Source organism: Pseudomonas plecoglossicida NBRC 103162 = DSM 15088 (assembly GCF_000730665.1).
Classification (GTDB): domain Bacteria; phylum Pseudomonadota; class Gammaproteobacteria; order Pseudomonadales; family Pseudomonadaceae; genus Aquipseudomonas; species Aquipseudomonas plecoglossicida.
In genome coordinates this window covers 128,543-143,147 of record NZ_BBIV01000009.1, presented here as the reverse complement: position 1 = coordinate 143,147, position 14,605 = coordinate 128,543, and the positions used below count along the sequence as shown (strand labels likewise).

The 14,605-nt window shown below is 64.3% G+C and carries 15 protein-coding genes; 7 read left to right on the top strand and 8 right to left on the bottom strand.

Annotated elements, in window-relative coordinates:
- Positions 1-2: 2 nt before the first annotated feature.
- From PPL01S_RS07005 to PPL01S_RS06985, 5 genes are all read right to left on the bottom strand, one after another.
- Positions 3-1,034, bottom strand: coding sequence for an AbrB family transcriptional regulator (locus PPL01S_RS07005; RefSeq protein ID WP_016395627.1), 1,032 nt, complete (start codon positions 1,032-1,034; stop codon positions 3-5).
- The gene (locus tag PPL01S_RS07000; protein WP_028625463.1) at positions 1,027-2,541 is read right to left on the bottom strand and encodes a tripartite tricarboxylate transporter permease; all 1,515 of its coding nucleotides are present in this window, start codon (positions 2,539-2,541) and stop codon (positions 1,027-1,029) included. Before PPL01S_RS07000 ends, PPL01S_RS07005 begins: the two co-directional genes overlap by 8 nt.
- 3 nt (positions 2,542-2,544) lie before the next feature.
- Positions 2,545-3,003 (bottom strand): tripartite tricarboxylate transporter TctB family protein, encoded by a 459-nt coding sequence (locus tag PPL01S_RS06995; protein WP_016395629.1) that lies wholly within the window; start codon positions 3,001-3,003, stop codon positions 2,545-2,547.
- Between the two features lie 66 nt (positions 3,004-3,069).
- Positions 3,070-4,050 carry a Bug family tripartite tricarboxylate transporter substrate binding protein gene (locus PPL01S_RS06990; RefSeq protein WP_016395630.1) on the bottom strand — a complete coding sequence of 327 codons (981 nt, stop codon included), beginning with the start codon at positions 4,048-4,050 and terminating at the stop codon, positions 3,070-3,072.
- A gap of 34 nt (positions 4,051-4,084) precedes the next feature.
- Positions 4,085-5,374: an OprD family porin gene (locus tag PPL01S_RS06985; protein ID WP_016395631.1), complete on the bottom strand. Its 1,290-nt coding sequence runs from the start codon at positions 5,372-5,374 to the stop codon at positions 4,085-4,087.
- A gap of 200 nt (positions 5,375-5,574) precedes the next feature.
- Here PPL01S_RS06985 and PPL01S_RS06980 point away from each other — a divergent pair, with 200 nt between their 5' ends.
- Complete coding sequence (locus PPL01S_RS06980; RefSeq protein ID WP_016395632.1) at positions 5,575-6,246, top strand: response regulator; 672 nt, start codon at positions 5,575-5,577, stop codon at positions 6,244-6,246.
- A complete protein-coding gene (locus PPL01S_RS06975; protein ID WP_016395633.1) occupies positions 6,239-7,618 on the top strand; it encodes a sensor histidine kinase in 1,380 nt (459 codons plus the stop codon). The genes PPL01S_RS06980 and PPL01S_RS06975 overlap by 8 nt, the downstream gene beginning before the upstream one ends.
- 14 nt (positions 7,619-7,632) lie before the next feature.
- Here the strand turns inward: PPL01S_RS06975 and PPL01S_RS06970 are convergent, their stop codons facing one another.
- Together PPL01S_RS06970 and ygfZ are read right to left on the bottom strand one after the other, a co-directional pair.
- Positions 7,633-8,439 carry an HDOD domain-containing protein gene (locus tag PPL01S_RS06970; RefSeq protein WP_016395634.1) on the bottom strand — a complete coding sequence of 269 codons (807 nt, stop codon included), beginning with the start codon at positions 8,437-8,439 and terminating at the stop codon, positions 7,633-7,635.
- Positions 8,440-8,470: 31 nt separating this feature from the next.
- Positions 8,471-9,412: a CAF17-like 4Fe-4S cluster assembly/insertion protein YgfZ gene (ygfZ, locus tag PPL01S_RS06965; RefSeq protein ID WP_016395635.1), complete on the bottom strand. Its 942-nt coding sequence runs from the start codon at positions 9,410-9,412 to the stop codon at positions 8,471-8,473.
- Positions 9,413-9,545: 133 nt separating this feature from the next.
- Here ygfZ and PPL01S_RS06960 point away from each other — a divergent pair, with 133 nt between their 5' ends.
- On the top strand, positions 9,546-9,800 hold the full coding sequence (locus PPL01S_RS06960) for an FAD assembly factor SdhE (RefSeq protein ID WP_008094993.1): 255 nt from the start codon (positions 9,546-9,548) through the stop codon (positions 9,798-9,800).
- Positions 9,784-10,242 (top strand): protein YgfX, encoded by a 459-nt coding sequence (locus PPL01S_RS06955; protein ID WP_016395636.1) that lies wholly within the window; start codon positions 9,784-9,786, stop codon positions 10,240-10,242. The genes PPL01S_RS06960 and PPL01S_RS06955 overlap by 17 nt, the downstream gene beginning before the upstream one ends.
- A gap of 17 nt (positions 10,243-10,259) precedes the next feature.
- Here PPL01S_RS06955 and nadB read toward each other — a convergent pair whose 3' ends face one another.
- The gene (nadB, locus tag PPL01S_RS06950) at positions 10,260-11,864 is read right to left on the bottom strand and encodes an L-aspartate oxidase (RefSeq protein ID WP_016395637.1); all 1,605 of its coding nucleotides are present in this window, start codon (positions 11,862-11,864) and stop codon (positions 10,260-10,262) included.
- A gap of 435 nt (positions 11,865-12,299) precedes the next feature.
- Between nadB and rpoE the strand changes: the two genes are divergently transcribed.
- Genes rpoE through PPL01S_RS06935 form a run of 3 tightly spaced genes read left to right on the top strand, consistent with a single transcriptional unit; the run spans position 12,300 to position 14,481 of the window.
- Complete coding sequence (gene rpoE, locus PPL01S_RS06945; RefSeq protein WP_003252049.1) at positions 12,300-12,881, top strand: RNA polymerase sigma factor RpoE/AlgU; 582 nt, start codon at positions 12,300-12,302, stop codon at positions 12,879-12,881.
- A 31-nt stretch (positions 12,882-12,912) separates the two neighbouring features.
- The gene (locus tag PPL01S_RS06940; protein ID WP_008094989.1) at positions 12,913-13,503 is read left to right on the top strand and encodes a sigma-E factor negative regulatory protein; all 591 of its coding nucleotides are present in this window, start codon (positions 12,913-12,915) and stop codon (positions 13,501-13,503) included.
- Positions 13,504-13,515: 12 nt separating this feature from the next.
- Positions 13,516-14,481, top strand: coding sequence for a MucB/RseB C-terminal domain-containing protein (locus tag PPL01S_RS06935; protein ID WP_028625462.1), 966 nt, complete (start codon positions 13,516-13,518; stop codon positions 14,479-14,481).
- Positions 14,482-14,605 lie beyond the last annotated feature (124 nt).

The following is a 14,605-nucleotide window of genomic DNA, read 5'->3' as shown; positions in this document are numbered from 1 at the left end:
GATCACTGCTGATCAGCGCGCCACAGCCTGAACAGCGGCTCTGCCAGAAACAGCACGAACAACAGCCTCATCACCTGCAGCGCCGTCACCAGTGGCACCGACAACTGCAAGGTCTCCGCCGTCAGGCTCATTTCGGCAATACCGCCAGGCATCATGCCCAAGGTCAGCGACCGCAGGTCCAGCCCGGTCATCACGCTCAGCCCCCAGGCCGCACCGCCGGCAATCAGCATGCACAGTGCCGTGGCCACCAGCGTACGCCCCAGAAACGACGGCGCCCGCCGAAAGAACGCGCGGTTGAAGTGACAGGCCAGGCCGCTGCCGATCAACCATTGGCCGATCTGGCTGGCGCCGTTGGGCAAGGCGATCTGCAGGTTGGCAGTCAGGCTCACCGCCGCCGCCACCAGCAAGGGCCCGAACAGCCAGGGGTTGGGCTGACGCACACGCTGCCAGATGAAGCCGGCCAGCACACCCAGTGGCACGATCAACGCAAGCCAGGCCCAGCTGACACTGCCTGCGTGATTCAGGGCCACGCCATCACCGATCAGCAACTTGAACAGTGCCGGCACGCACAGCACCACCGCCAGCACGCGCAGGCTCTGCGCCGCCGCCACCTGGCTGAGCACCGCACCATTGCGCGCACCGAGGTTGACCATCTCCCCCGAACCGCCAGGCATGCTGGCAAAGAACGCGGTGGCCCGGTCTTCACCGGTACGCCGCAGCAACCACACGCCGATCACGCTGGAAAGGGTGGTGAGCAATGCCGCGCAGACGATCAGTACGAAGTGGCTGGCCACCTGTTCGATCACTGCCGGGGTGAAGTGCAGGCCGATCCCCAGGCCGATGATGCATTGGCCGCATTTGCGGCCATGGGGGATTTCCCACAGCTGCCATGGCGTCAGGCAGCGCACCAGGATGATCGCCAGCAGCGAACCGACCATCCATGGCAAAGGCCAGCCGACCTTGCTGGCGAGATACCCGCCCGCAAGGCCGACCAGCCCGGTTGCCCAGAACAGCGGCAATGACCGATCAGGCATCGGCCAGCGCCCGGCGCTGCTGGCTGCGTTTACGCCAGATACGCAGCAGTGGCAGGCCCAGCATGCACACCACCAGTACCCACACGCCCATGCTGATCGGGCTGGACCAGAGGATGCCCAACTCGCCGTTGGAGATCGACAGCGCACGGCGCAGGTTCTGCTCCATCAGGCCGCCGAGAATGAAGCCCAGCAGGATCGGCGATAACGGGAAGTCCAGTTTGCGCAGGATGTAGCCCATGATGCCGATGCCGACCATCAGGAACAGGTCGAAGGTGGTGGCATGCACGGCATACACGCCGATCCCGGTAATGATCGCGATCACCGGCACCAGCGCCCAGTTCGGCACGGCGAGGATGCGGGTGAAGATACGGATCATCGGAATGTTCAGGATCACCAGCATGATGTTGGCGATGAACAGCGAGGCGATCAGGCCCCAGACGATGTCCGGCTGCTGTTCGAACAACAGCGGCCCCGGGGTGATGTTGTACAGGGTCAGCGCGCCGATCATCACCGCAGTGGTGCCCGAGCCCGGTACGCCCAGGGTCAGCATCGGTACCAGGGCACCGCAGCAGGAGGCGCCGATGGCGGTTTCCGGGGCAGCCAGGCCACGGGCATCACCCTTGCCGAACTTGCCGCTTTCGCCCGCGATGCGCTTCTCGGTCATGTAGGCCACGGCGCTGGCCAGGGTGGCGCCGGCACCTGGCAGCACGCCCATGATGAAGCCGAGCAGGCCGCAGCGCAGGTTGACCACGAACACCGAGGCGGCTTCCTTGAAGTTGAACAGCATGCGCCCGGTGGCTTTGACCGCCTGATGGCCATGGTGGGTCTTTTCCAGCAGCAGGAGGATTTCGCTGATGGAGAACAGGCCCAGCACCAGCACCACGAACTGGATGCCATCGGCCAGGTGCACGCTGTCACCGGTAAAGCGGTACACGCCGCTGTTGGCATCGATGCCGACCGCCGACAGGAACAGGCCGATCAGCGCGGCGATGAAGGTCTTCAGCGGCTTGTCGCCGGCCATGCCGCCCAGGGCGACGATGGCGAACACCATCAGCACGAAGTACTCCGCCGGGCCGAAGGCGATCGCCCATTTGGCCAGCAGCGGGGCGAACAGCACCATGCCGCAGGTGGCGATGAGCGCGCCGATGAACGAACTCCAGGCCGACAGCGACAGGGCCACACCCGCCAGGCCATTGCGGGCCATCGGGTAGCCGTCGAGGGTGGTCATCACGGTCGAGGCCTCGCCCGGGATGTTCAGCAGGATCGAGCTGATCCGTCCGCCATACTCGCAACCGAGGTACACCGCGGCCAGCAGGATAAGTGCCGACTCCGGTGGCAGGCCAAGGGCGAAGGCGATCGGGATCAGCAAGGCCACGCCATTGATCGGGCCAAGGCCCGGCAGCAGGCCGACCACGGTGCCGATCAAGGTGCCCGAGAGGGCAGTGACCAGGTTGTAGGGGCTCAGGGCGACGCCGAAGCCCTGGCCCAGGTAGCTCAAGGTATCCATGTGTCAGTTCTCCAGTACGCTCAGCAGGCCAAGGGGCAGGGGCACATCCATCACGCGGTCGAACAGCCAGTAGAGGAACAGGCTCATGCCCACCACCACGATGGCGCTGTGCAGCCAACGACCGCCATACAGGCGGGCCATGGGGATGCCGACCAGGATGGCGCTGAGGATGAAGCCCAAGGCCTCGAAGGTGGCGGCGAAGACGATCAGCAGGCCGATGCACAAACCGATCTTGGTCAGGGTCTCGCGGTCCAGTTCAGGCTCATCGTCCTTGCGCACGATCGGCGTCGGGCGGATGGCGAGGTAGAGCAGGCCCAGGCTCATCAGGCCGAGCATCAGCAGCGGGTAGGCGCGTGGGCCCACCGGTTCATAGGAAAACGCGGCCTGGTAGGGCCAGGCCATCACGGCCAGGACGGCGCAGATCGCCAGCAGGGCCAGGGCGAAGATACGTTGCAGGATCATTGGGGAATCCTCGTTGGGGCAGGTAGAGGCCGTGCTGGCCTCATCGCCGGCACAGGCAAACCGGGCTTACTGGATCAGGCCGAATTCCTTGGCCAGCGCCTTGTAGTCGGCCACCTGCTTCTTCACATAGCCGTCCAGCTCCGCGCCGGTCATGGCGAACGGGAACAGCTCGCGCTGGTCCCGCAGCTGGGCGAAGTCTTCAGAAGCCAGCATCTTGTCGAACGAGTCCTTCCACCAGGCGTACTCTTCGTCGCTCACCTTCGGCCCGAGGTAGAAGCCACGCACCACCGGCCAGACGATGTCGTAGCCCTGCTCCTTGGCGGTCGGGATGTCCTTCATTTTCGGCTCGTCCAGGCGGTTTTCCGAGAACACCGCGAGGATGCGCATGTTGCCGCTCTGGATGTGTGGCATGGAGTCGGAAATGTCGGTGGAGCCCACCTGGATGTGTCCGCCGAGCAGCGCGGTGGCGATTTCGCCGCCACCTTCCAGGGCCACGTAGCGCAGGTCGCGCGGGTTGATGCCGGCGGCCTTGGCGATCAGCGCGGTCTGCATCCAGTCCTGGCTGCCGACGGTTCCGCCGGAGCCGATCACCACTTTGCTCGGGTCCTTCTTCAGCGCGGCGACCAGGTCGTCGAGGGTCTTGTAGGGCGAATCGCTTTTCACGGCGATGGCGCCGTAGCTGGTGCCGACCGCTGCCAGCCACTTCACCGCGTTTTCGTCGAAACGGCCGAACTTGCCCTGGGCCAGGTTCAGCAGCGAACCGCTGGACCAGGCCACCAGGGTGCCGGCATCGGCCGGGCGCTGGGCCACCACGGCGTTGTAGGCCACTGCGCCGACACCGCCGGGCATGTAGGTCACGCGCATCGGCTTGCTGAGGATCTTTTCCTGCACCAGGGCGCTCTGCACCAGCTTGCAGGTCAGGTCGAAACCGCCGCCGGGCGATGCCGGGGCGATGCATTCGGGACGTTTCGGTTCGGCGGCCAGGGCATTGCCGGCCAGCAGCAGGCAAGCGGTAGCCAGGACGAGGCGGCGCAGTGAAAAGGTCATCGTCTATCTCCGTGAGCGTTGTTGTTGTAATGGGCTACCACAGGGCCACGCTGTAGCTCACCAGCAGCCGCACTTCGTCGGCGTCGCGGGTGAAGTTGGAGCGGAAGGTGGCATTGCGCAGGCGCACGGCGACGTTCTTCAACGGGCCGCTTTGTACCACGTACTTGAACTCGGTGTTGCGTTCCCACTCCTTGCCCTCGCTGCCATCGGCACGGCTGACATTGTCGCCGTTGATGTAACGGGTCATGAAGGTCAGGCCGGGGATACCCAGCGCGGTGAAGTTGTAGTCGTAGCGCACCTGCCAGGAGCGCTCGTCGGCACCGGCGAAGTCGTTGATCTGGACGAAGTTGACCAGGTACGGGTCGGCGCCATCGACGTAGGGGAAGGCGCTGTCGCCGGACAGATGCTGGTAGGCGGTGCTGACCTTGTGCCCGCCCAGGGCGTAGCTGAGCATGCCGTTGACGGTCGTGTTGTCGATGTTGCCGGCCTTGGCCGCGCCCTGGTCGTCGCTTACCGCCAGGCGCAGGTCGGCGCCGAAGGTGCCCGGGCCCCAGGGCTGGGTCGCGAGCATGCCGAGGAAGTGCTGGCGGTAGATGTCGTCGAGTTGGGCGAAGTGGTAGCTGCCGGTGATGCGGTCGGTGAACTGATAGTCCAGGCCGGCCAGGTCCAGGTTGTCGGCACTGAAGCTGCCGCCGAAACGCCCGTTCTTGTTGTTGAGGGCCAGGTCTTCCCAGTTGGTGTCGTCGCGGTCCTTGGCCTTGTCCAGGCGCCCACCGGTGAACGTCAGGCCCTTGATCTCCCTGGACGTGAGCAGGCCGCCCTCGAAGGTCTGTGGCAGGATGCGGCCGTCGTTGGGCTGCAGGGTCGGCAGCTCGGGGATGAGGGTACCGACCTTCAGTTCGGTCTTCGACACCTTCACCTTGCCGGTCAGGCCCAGCTTGGCGTATTCGTCGGCGGCCTTGCCGTCGTCATGGGTAGGCAGCAGGCCGGTGCCAGTGCGGTCGGGGCTGGAGTCGAGCTTGATGCCCAGCATGCCCAGTGCATCCACACCGAAGCCGACGGTGCCGTCGGTATAGCCCGATTCGACATTGAGCAGGAAACCCTGGGCCCATTCGTCACGCTTGGATTGCTGCGCGCTGGTGCCGTCGCGGAAGTCTCGGTTGAAGTACATGTTGCGGGTTTCGAAGGTCGCCGAGCTGTCTTCGAAGAAGGCGGCCTGGCTGATCGGGGCGACACCGGCAAGTGCGAGGGCACTGACGACGGCCGAGGGGCGTGCGGACAAGGAACGGGCAGGTGCGAATGCCTGCGGCTGCGCTGACAGCATCGGGGTGGCTCCACTTATTGTTCTTATTCGTTGCACCTTGCTGGTGCTTTTTTTCGGCGCACGGGGCGGCCGTGGTGCGATGCTAGGTAACGAACCTTTCGCTAACCTTTCAGCGTGAAAGGTTTGTTACAAGGGGCTTCACAGGCCGTTCGACAGCGGTACACTCCGCGCCACCGCCCCACCCGAGCAGGGAGAATCCGATGCGTGTGCTGCTGGTCGAAGACCACCTGCAACTGGCCGAAAGCGTGGCCCAGGCCCTGAAGAGCCATGGCCTGACCGTGGATGTATTGCACGATGGCGTGGCTGCCGATCTGGCCCTGGCCAGCGAGGAGTACGCCGTTGCCGTGCTCGACGTGGGGCTGCCGCGCATGGATGGCTTCGAGGTGCTGGCGCGCCTGCGTGGCCGGGGCAAGACGGTGCCGGTGCTGATGCTCACCGCGCGCAGCGATGTGAAGGACCGCGTGCACGGCCTGAACCTTGGCGCTGACGACTACCTGGCCAAGCCCTTCGAGTTGACCGAGCTGGAGGCGCGGGTCAAGGCGTTGTTGCGGCGCAGCGTGCTCGGCGGCGAGCGCCAGCAGCGTTGCGGGCCATTGGTATACGACCTCGATACCCGCCGATTCACCCTGGGGGAAGACAACCTCACCCTGACCTCGCGCGAACAGAGCGTGCTCGAAGCGCTGATCGCCCGGCCGGGGCGGGTGATGAGCAAGGAGCAGTTGGCCGCCCAGGTGTTCGGCCTGGATGAAGAAGCCAGCCCCGACGCCATCGAAATCTACATCCACCGGCTGCGCAAGAAGCTCGACGGCCACCCGGTGGCCATTGTCACCTTCCGAGGTCTGGGCTACCTGCTCGAGCACCGTGATGCGTGACAATGGCAGCCTGCGCGGGCGGTTGCTGGGCAACCTGGCGCTGTTGCTGGTGGTGCTGATGCTGGCCAGCGGCCTGAGCGCCTACTGGAACGGGCGCGAAGCCGCCGATACCGCCTACGACCGGACCTTGCTGGCGTCGGCGAGGACTATCGCCGCCGGCCTGTCCCAGCGCGACGGGACGCTGAGCGCGGACGTGCCCTACGTTGCGCTGGACACCTTCGCCTACGACAGTGCCGGGCGTATCTACTACCAGGTGCTGGACATCAACCAGAAGCTGATCTCTGGCTACGAGAACCTGCCACCACCGCCACCTGGCACGCCGCGTACCGATGACTACCCGGCGCTGGCGCGCTTCTACGACGCCACCTATCAGGGCCAGGACGTGCGCGTGGTCAGCCTGCTCAAGGCGGTGAGCGAACCGAACATGAACGGCATGGCGGAGATCCGCGTGGCCGAGACCGAAGAGGCGCGGGTGCGCATGGCCCGTGGGCTGATGACCGACACCCTGCTGCGCCTGGGCATGCTGGCACTCGGTGCGCTGGTGCTGGTCTCGTTCGCGGTGAGCGCGGCGCTGCGCCCACTGGAGCGCTTGCGCACAGCCGTGGAAGAGCGTCAGCCGGACGACCTGCGAGCGCTGCCGGTGGTGCAGGTGCAACGGGAGCTGGGGCCGCTGGTGCGTGCCCTGAACCACTTCACCGAGCGCCTGCGCGAGCAGTTCGAGCGCCAGGCGCAGTTCATCGCCGAGGCCGCTCACGAGTTGCGTACACCGCTGGCGGCGCTCAAGGCGCGGGTCGAGCTGGGGTTGCGTTCGCAGGCGCCCGAGGAGTGGCGTCAGACCCTGGAGTCAGCGGCCCAGGGCACCGACCGCCTGACTCACCTGGCCAATCAGTTGCTGTCGCTGGCGCGGGTGGAAAACGGTGCCAGGGCCATTGCCGAAGGCGGGGCGCAGCGCCTCGACCTGAGTCAGCTGGCACGCGAGCTGGGCATGGCCATGGCGCCCCTGGCGCACCATCGCGGCGTGGCACTGGCGCTGGAGGCCGAAGCGCCGGTCTGGCTCAAGGGTGAGCCGACCTTGCTCAATGAGCTGCTCAGCAACCTGGTGGACAACGCCTTGGCGCATACGCCTGCAGGAGGCAATGTGATCCTGCGAGTGCTGGCGCCGGCGGTGCTGGAGGTCGAGGATGATGGGCCAGGCATTCCCCTGGACGAGCGTGAGCGGGTCTTCGAGCGCTTCTACCGGCGCGGCGCCCACGGCAGTGGCCTGGGGTTGGCCATCGTCGGCGAGATCTGCCGTGCGCATCTGGCGCAGATCAGCCTGCATGATGGTGAGCGGGGCGGGTTGAAGGTACGGGTGAGTTTCATCGCCGATTGATGCGCTACAGCGATTCAGCGCAACATGCTCCGCGCTTCCAGCAACTCGCCAATCTCCAGCTCCACACCAGGAGGCAACCCCAGGTGCCGATAGGCCGGCAGCGTCGACAACGGTCGGCTGCGCCCGCGCTGGCTGAGGCAACGGGCAATCTGTACCACGTCGATGTAGTCGACCTTGGCCGTGCAGCGCTCCAGGTCCTGTATCTGGCTCGGCAGTTTCACCAGTTGCTCGGGAAATTCCCAGGAAGTCAGGATCTTGTCGCCCAGCACCGGCTGGATCTGCTCGATCACGTAATGCAGGCAGACCGGATCGGAGAGCAGCTCGTTATGCTCCTCGGCATAGATCAGTACCGGCAGCGCGCCAATCTGGTTGACCAGCCCGCCCAGGGTTGCCTGGTCCGGCTTCAGCTGGGTGTAGCGACGGCATAATTCGTAGCTGATACCGGCCACTTCGAGGCTGTTGGCCCAGATATCGCGCAGCTTCTGCTCCACGGCTGATGATCGGGCATGGAAAATCTGCTCGATCACCAGGCCGATGGCCAGGTTGCAGCTGTAGTTGATCCCCAGGCGGGTGATGGCGGTGTGCAGGTCGGTGACCTCGATCGACGCACGCAACAGCGGGCTGTTGACCACCTTGATCAGGCGAGCCGAGAGCGCAGCGTCGCGGCCGATCACCTTGCTCAGGGCGGCAACGCTGATTTCCGTGTTCTCGGCGGCCTCGCGGATGCTCAGGGCCACTTCCGGAAGGGTCGGCAAGACCAGGTCATCATTGTCGATGGCAGCCAGCAACTGTGCTTGAACCGTCTCGGCCAGCTTGTTCATGAACGTCTCTACCGCAAGGGTGGCGTGCTGGTCAGCGCTGGATTTCCCGGTCGCGGTCCAGTTCGTAGGGCAGGCTCAACAGCTGCAGGCGAGGGCCTTGAAGGCTGCCCAGGTGCAGGTTGTCGTCTTCCACTGCGTCGGCGCTCAGTACCGCGAGCAGCTCGCAGCCCTGGTCCGTGCTGGCGGCAAGGACCACCTCACCGACCGAAGAGCCATGGGTGGGCGAAAAGATTTCCGCCCCCGGAGCCGGGATCTCTTGCTGAACGAGGGCCAGGCGATATTGGCGGCGCTTGAGCTTGCCCAGGTACTGCATGCGGGCGACGATTTCCTGGCCGGTATAGCAGCCTTTCTTGAAGCTTACCCCGTCGACCGCTTGAAGGTTGATCATCTGCGGGATGAACAGCTCGCGGGTCGGGCCCATGACCTGGCCGATACCGGCGCGGATCTGGCCCAACAGCCAGTCGTTGAGGCTGCCTTCAGGCAAGCTCGCGGCGAGGGTCCGTTGCACGCTGGCGGCGTGTTCCGCTGGCACCCACAGCTCGATGCGACCCGGCGAGACGGCAACCGCTATCAGCCCTTCATGACGCACGGTGGCACCGGCGGCGGCTGGCACGCTCAGGCCCAGCGCCTGCAGCGCGGCATCGCCTCCGTGCACGCCAAAACGGGCCCAGGCAACCGTTTCATCGCTGAGCGTGGCTTTGGAGAACACGGCGTACTTCTTCAGGTCGACCAGCTGCGCCTCGAGCAACTCGCTGGCCATTGCCAGCAGGTAGCCGTTGCCTTCAGGGAGGATGCGGAAGCTCGACTGCATGCGCCCCTTGACCATGCACCGGGCGCCGAGGCTGGAATGCGCCTGACTGAGGTAGTTGATGTTGCAGGTCAGCTGGCCCTGCAGGAACTTGCCGGCGTCGGAGCCGCGGACGGCGAGGATGCCCTCGTGGGACAGGGGGCTGAAGAAAGCGGAATCGGCCATGGGTCTTCGCGGTGGCTAAAGTCTGGCGGCCATCATAGAACGCCAGTAACAAAATAGGTAGGTGACTAGACCAACGCCCGGTGTCGCTCGCGGCTTCCCGCGGTATACTGCGCGACCATTCGAGGAGGGCCCCATGGTCGAACAAACTGAACTCAACCGGCTTTTCTGGCACAGCCGCCGTGGCATGCTGGAACTGGATGTGCTGCTGGTGCCATTCACGCAGGAAGTCTATCCGACCCTGAGCGAAGCCGACCGCGAACTCTACGTTCGCCTGTTGAGCTGCGAGGATCAGGACATGTTCGGCTGGTTCATGGAGCGCACCGAGTCCGAAGACCCGGAGCTGCAGCGCATGGTTCGCATCATCCTGGACCGTGTCCAGCCCAAGTGAATGTTTCGAGTGCCGTTGGCAGGGCTCGCGCCTGCTGCTGACGGCCTACCTGCTCTGCCAGGTACTGGCGCAGTTGGCCTTGGGGTCGAGTGCGCTGCCCTGGTGGATCTGCCTGGCCGTGCTGGCCGCCTGTTTTGCCCACGCTTGCTGGGCCATTCCCCGACGTATCCTGTTGACTGATCCGCGTGCCGTTACCGGCCTGCGCCGCGATGTGCTGGGTTGGCGGGTGTTCAGTCGTGCGCAGGGGTGGCAGCCGGTACGCTTGTGTCGGGACAGCATGGCGCTGCCGGAACTGGTGGTGTTGCGCTTCGTGCGAGCGGGGGGCTGGTTTGGCGAGAGTCAATGTATCCCCAGGGATGCCCTGGGGGCTGATCAGCATCGGCGGCTTCGGGTAAGGCTGAAGTTCAGTCGCCGCCGGTGGGCCGAGGCATCGGTGCAGTGATCAGGGCGCCACTGATTTCAGGCTGGGCTAAGGATGGTGTCCTTGGCCTCGGGCAACATCCCCGGGTAATCCAGGGTGTAGTGCAAGCCACGGCTTTCCTTGCGCTGCATCGCCGAGCGAATCATCAGCTCGGCCACCTGAGCCAGGTTGCGCAGCTCGATCAGATCGCGGCTGACCTTGTAGTTGCTGTAGAACTCATCGATCTCATCGAGCAGCAGGCGAATGCGGTGCTCGGCACGCTGCAGGCGCTTGCTGGTGCGCACGATGCCCACGTAGTCCCACATGAAACGCCGCAGCTCATCCCAGTTGTGCGCGATGATCACGTCCTCGTCCGAGTCGGTGACCTGGCTTGCGTCCCAGCAGGGCAGGGCGCTGGGCATGTCGACTTGCGCCAGGTGCGCCTGGATGTCCGCTGCTGCGGAGCGACCATAGACAAAGCACTCGAGCAACGAATTGCTGGCCATGCGGTTGGCCCCGTGCAGGCCGGTGAAGCTGGTCTCGCCGATGGCGTACAGGCCTGGCACATCGGTATGGCCGCGCTCGTCGACCACCACCCCGCCACAGGTATAGTGGGCAGCCGGCACCACCGGAATCGGCTGGCGGGTGATGTCGATGCCGAAGGTCAGGCAACGCTCGTAGACCGTGGGGAAGTGATTCCTGATGAAGTCGGCCGGCTTGTGGGTGATGTCCAGGTACACGCAATCCACACCCAGGCGCTTCATCTCGTGGTCGATGGCTCGAGCCACGATATCGCGTGGGGCCAGCTCCTCGCGAGGGTCGAAGCGTGGCATGAAACGTTCGCCGTTGGGCAGGCGCAAGAGGGCGCCTTCGCCACGCAAGGCCTCGGTGATCAGGAAGCTCTTGGCCTGGGGGTGGTAGAGGCAGGTCGGGTGGAACTGGTTGAATTCCAGGTTGGCCACCCGGCAGCCGGCCCGCCAGGCCATCGCGATACCATCGCCGCAGGCGCCGTCGGGGTTGCTGGTGTAGAGGTAGACCTTGGCCGCACCACCGGTGGCCAGTACCGTGAAGCGCGCCCCGAAGGTGTCCACTTCGCCGCTGTTGCGGTTCAGCACATAGGCGCCCAGGCAGCGCTCGCCGGGCAGGCCCAGGCGTCGTTCGGTGATCAGGTCGACCGCCACGCGCTGCTCGAGCAGCTCGATGTTCGGCCGCTGCCGTGCCTGGGCCAGCAAGGTGGTGAAGATGGCAGCGCCTGTGGCATCGGCGGCATGGATGATCCGCCGATGGCTATGGCCGCCTTCGCGGGTCAGGTGGAACTCGAAACCACCGTCATCGACACCGTGGTGTTCGTCGCGGGTGAACGGCACGCCCTGTTCGATCAGCCATTCGATGGCTTCGCGGCTGTGCTCGACGGTGAAACGCACCGCCTCTTCATTGCACAGGCCGCCGCCGGCATTGAGGGTGTCCTCGACATGCGATTGCACGGTGTCGGTGTCGTCCAGCACCGCGGCGACGCCACCCTGGGCCCAGAAGGTCGATCCGTTGGCCAGGTCGCCCTTGCTCAGCACGGCGATGCGCAAGTGGCCGGGAAGGTTCAGTGCCAGGCTGAGACCGGCGGCGCCGCTGCCGATCACCAGGACATCATGTTGGAATTGTTGGCTCATGTCGGGACACTAGTAATCTTTGAAAGGGGCACGGCACAATAGTCACGCGCAGATGGCATTGTGAAACTATGGTGAACGCAGGCCGGGCTGCCTTTATAGCAGCCTGCGGTAGCCAATTTCCATGCCACCTGCGAGGTTGAGGCAATCTTCGCGGGAACTTTCCTGTACGCCTGGAAATCCTATGAAGGCTGCCCGTGCGCCTAATTTTCGCGCGGCGACGCGTGGCGGCAGCTCTATCCGGGCTGACACCTGCGTATCCGAAACCTGATTATCGACGCAGCCGGCCGTGCCCGCGCCGCGTCTTCCGTGCGAGCCGACCAAGGGCCGCAGGAAACTTGCTTGGAGGAGAGAACTTTTGCGAAAAGCCCGAGTCTATGTTTGCAAGCCTGAACGATGGCTTTTGCAACGCTCCTTCAAGTTCACTGAGGAGTGTTCATGCTAACCCAGGAAGAGGATCAGCAGCTTGTCGAGCGCGTGCAGCGCGGCGACAGGCGAGCGTTCGATCTGTTGGTGCTGAAGTATCAGCACAAGATTCTCGGGTTGATCGTGCGGTTCGTTCACGATACCCACGAGGCCCAGGATGTGGCGCAGGAAGCCTTTATCAAGGCCTACCGTGCGCTTGGCAATTTCCGCGGAGACAGTGCGTTTTATACCTGGCTGTACCGCATCGCCATCAACACGGCGAAGAACTACCTGGTGTCCCGTGGAAGACGGCCACCAGACAGTGATGTGAGCTCCGAGGACGCGGAGTTTTACGACGGCGATCATGGTCTCAAGGATCTCGAGTCCCCAGAACGCTCCCTGTTGCGGGATGAAATCGAAGGCACTGTCCATCGCACCATCCAGCAACTGCCCGAAGATTTGCGCACGGCCCTGACCCTGCGCGAGTTCGATGGGTTGAGTTACGAAGACATTGCCAGTGTCATGCAATGTCCGGTGGGTACCGTGCGCTCCCGAATCTTCCGCGCTCGGGAGGCCATAGACAAAGCCCTGCAACCGTTGTTGCAGGAAACCTGAGACAGCGGCGACAGCCAAGAGAGGAACCGCCATGAGTCGTGAAGCTTTGCAGGAATCGCTGTCCGCGGTAATGGATAACGAAGCGGACGAATTGGAATTGCGTCGCGTGTTGAACGCCGTCGACGATGCCGAGACACGTGCCACCTGGTCGCGTTACCAGGTTGCCCGTGCAGCCATGCACAAGGAGCTGCTGCTGCCCAAGCTTGATATCGCCTCGGCGGTGTCTGCCGCCTTGGCCGACGAAGCCGTACCGGCCAAGGTCAAGCAAGGCCCGTGGCGCAGCATTGGTCGCCTGGCGGTCGCCGCCTCGGTGACGGTCGCGGTGCTGGCCGGTGTGCGTATGTACAACCAGGACGAGATCACCGGTGCCGAGCTGGCTTCCCAGCAACCTGCACAACAAGGCCTGAGCATGCCACAAACTCAAGGCCCGGCTGTTTTGGCAGGCTATAGTGAGAGCAGTGAGCAACCGACCGGGCCGATGGCCAACGGCGTGCTGCAGAACCAGGCCGGCTGGGATCAGCGTCTGCCAGGGTACCTGCGCCAGCATGCCCAGGAATCTGCGCTCAAGGGCACTGAAACCGCATTGCCTTATGCTCGCGCCGCCAGCCTGGAAAATCGTTAAGTAAGGAGGATCATGCGCGCGCTACCTCTCCTGTCGCTGCTGATTGGCAGCTGTGTGATGGTGCCAGCGTTGGCGGCCAATTCCTCGCCCGAGGCGAGTGAGTGGCTGAACAAGCTGGCACAGGCCGAGCAAAAGCAGAGTTACCAGGGCTCCTTCGTCTACGAACGCAATGGCAGCTTCTCTTCCCACGATATCTCGCACCGGGTTCAGGACGGCAAAGTCAGCGAGCGGCTACTGCAGCTCGATGGCGCCGCCCAGGAAATCGTGCGCGTGGATGGCCAGGTGCAGTGCGTCAGTGGTGCCCTGGTCAGCGGTGTAGGCACGCCCCCCGACGCTCGTGCGCGCGTGCTTGACCCTCTCAAGCTGATGAGCTGGTATGACCTGCGCCTGGCGGGCAGGGCGCGCGTCGCGGGACGCGATGCCGTGATCGTCACCCTGACTCCACGCGATCAGCACCGCTACGCCTTCGAATTGCACCTCGATCGCCAGACGGGCCTGCCCTTGCGTTCATTGATGCTCAATGACAAAGGTCAGCTTCTCGAGCGTTTCCAGATGACGCGGCTGGATACCGAGGACCTGCCTACCGACCAGGACCTGCGCCCCAGTGCGTCTTGCAAGCCGGTGGAGCATGTGGCAGCCGCCAAGACCGAGGCCGTCGCCGGTTGGCGTTCGGACTGGCTGCCGGCAGGTTTCGAGCTGATCAACAGCTCCGTTCGCCGCGATCCTTCCCGTGACAGCACCATCAGCAGCCTGATGTATGACGATGGCCTGGCACGTTTTTCGGTGTTCCTGGAACCGATCAAGGACGACTCCGGTGCTGACGTGCGCACTCAACTCGGCCCGACCGTGGCGGTTTCGCGTCGCCTGAACACGCCCAAGGGCAAGGTGATGGTCACCGTGGTCGGGGAAATCCCCCTGGGTACCGCAGAGCGCATCGCGTTGTCGATGCGGCCCCTGGATGCGCAGGCGCGCCAGTGATGGCGCGCTTTTTCGGCCCGTGCCAAGGCTTGCGGACATGCGCCTGAAATGAAATTAAAGCATTGTCATTTGCAATCCATCGGTAAATTTTCTATAGGTCAGGCTTCTTGGAGTCTGGCCTTTC

Bases quoted from the DNA above. Each gene is read 5' to 3' on its own strand.
- PPL01S_RS06980 (WP_016395632.1), top strand. From the start codon at position 5,575: ATGCGTGTGCTGCTGGTCGAAGACCACCTGCAACTGGCCGAAAGCGTG.
- rpoE (WP_003252049.1), top strand. From the start codon at position 12,300: ATGCTAACCCAGGAAGAGGATCAGCAGCTTGTCGAGCGCGTGCAGCGC.
- PPL01S_RS07000 (WP_028625463.1), bottom strand. From the start codon at position 2,541: ATGGATACCTTGAGCTACCTGGGCCAGGGCTTCGGCGTCGCCCTGAGC.
- PPL01S_RS06970 (WP_016395634.1), bottom strand. From the start codon at position 8,439: ATGAACAAGCTGGCCGAGACGGTTCAAGCACAGTTGCTGGCTGCCATC.
- PPL01S_RS06995 (WP_016395629.1), bottom strand. From the start codon at position 3,003: ATGATCCTGCAACGTATCTTCGCCCTGGCCCTGCTGGCGATCTGCGCC.
- ygfZ (WP_016395635.1), bottom strand. From the start codon at position 9,412: ATGGCCGATTCCGCTTTCTTCAGCCCCCTGTCCCACGAGGGCATCCTC.
- nadB (WP_016395637.1), bottom strand. From the start codon at position 11,864: ATGAGCCAACAATTCCAACATGATGTCCTGGTGATCGGCAGCGGCGCC.
- PPL01S_RS06940 (WP_008094989.1), top strand. From the start codon at position 12,913: ATGAGTCGTGAAGCTTTGCAGGAATCGCTGTCCGCGGTAATGGATAAC.
- PPL01S_RS06935 (WP_028625462.1), top strand. From the start codon at position 13,516: ATGCGCGCGCTACCTCTCCTGTCGCTGCTGATTGGCAGCTGTGTGATG.
- PPL01S_RS06990 (WP_016395630.1), bottom strand. From the start codon at position 4,050: ATGACCTTTTCACTGCGCCGCCTCGTCCTGGCTACCGCTTGCCTGCTG.
- PPL01S_RS06975 (WP_016395633.1), top strand. From the start codon at position 6,239: ATGCGTGACAATGGCAGCCTGCGCGGGCGGTTGCTGGGCAACCTGGCG.
- PPL01S_RS06985 (WP_016395631.1), bottom strand. From the start codon at position 5,374: ATGCTGTCAGCGCAGCCGCAGGCATTCGCACCTGCCCGTTCCTTGTCC.
- PPL01S_RS07005 (WP_016395627.1), bottom strand. From the start codon at position 1,034: ATGCCTGATCGGTCATTGCCGCTGTTCTGGGCAACCGGGCTGGTCGGC.
- PPL01S_RS06960 (WP_008094993.1), top strand. From the start codon at position 9,546: ATGGTCGAACAAACTGAACTCAACCGGCTTTTCTGGCACAGCCGCCGT.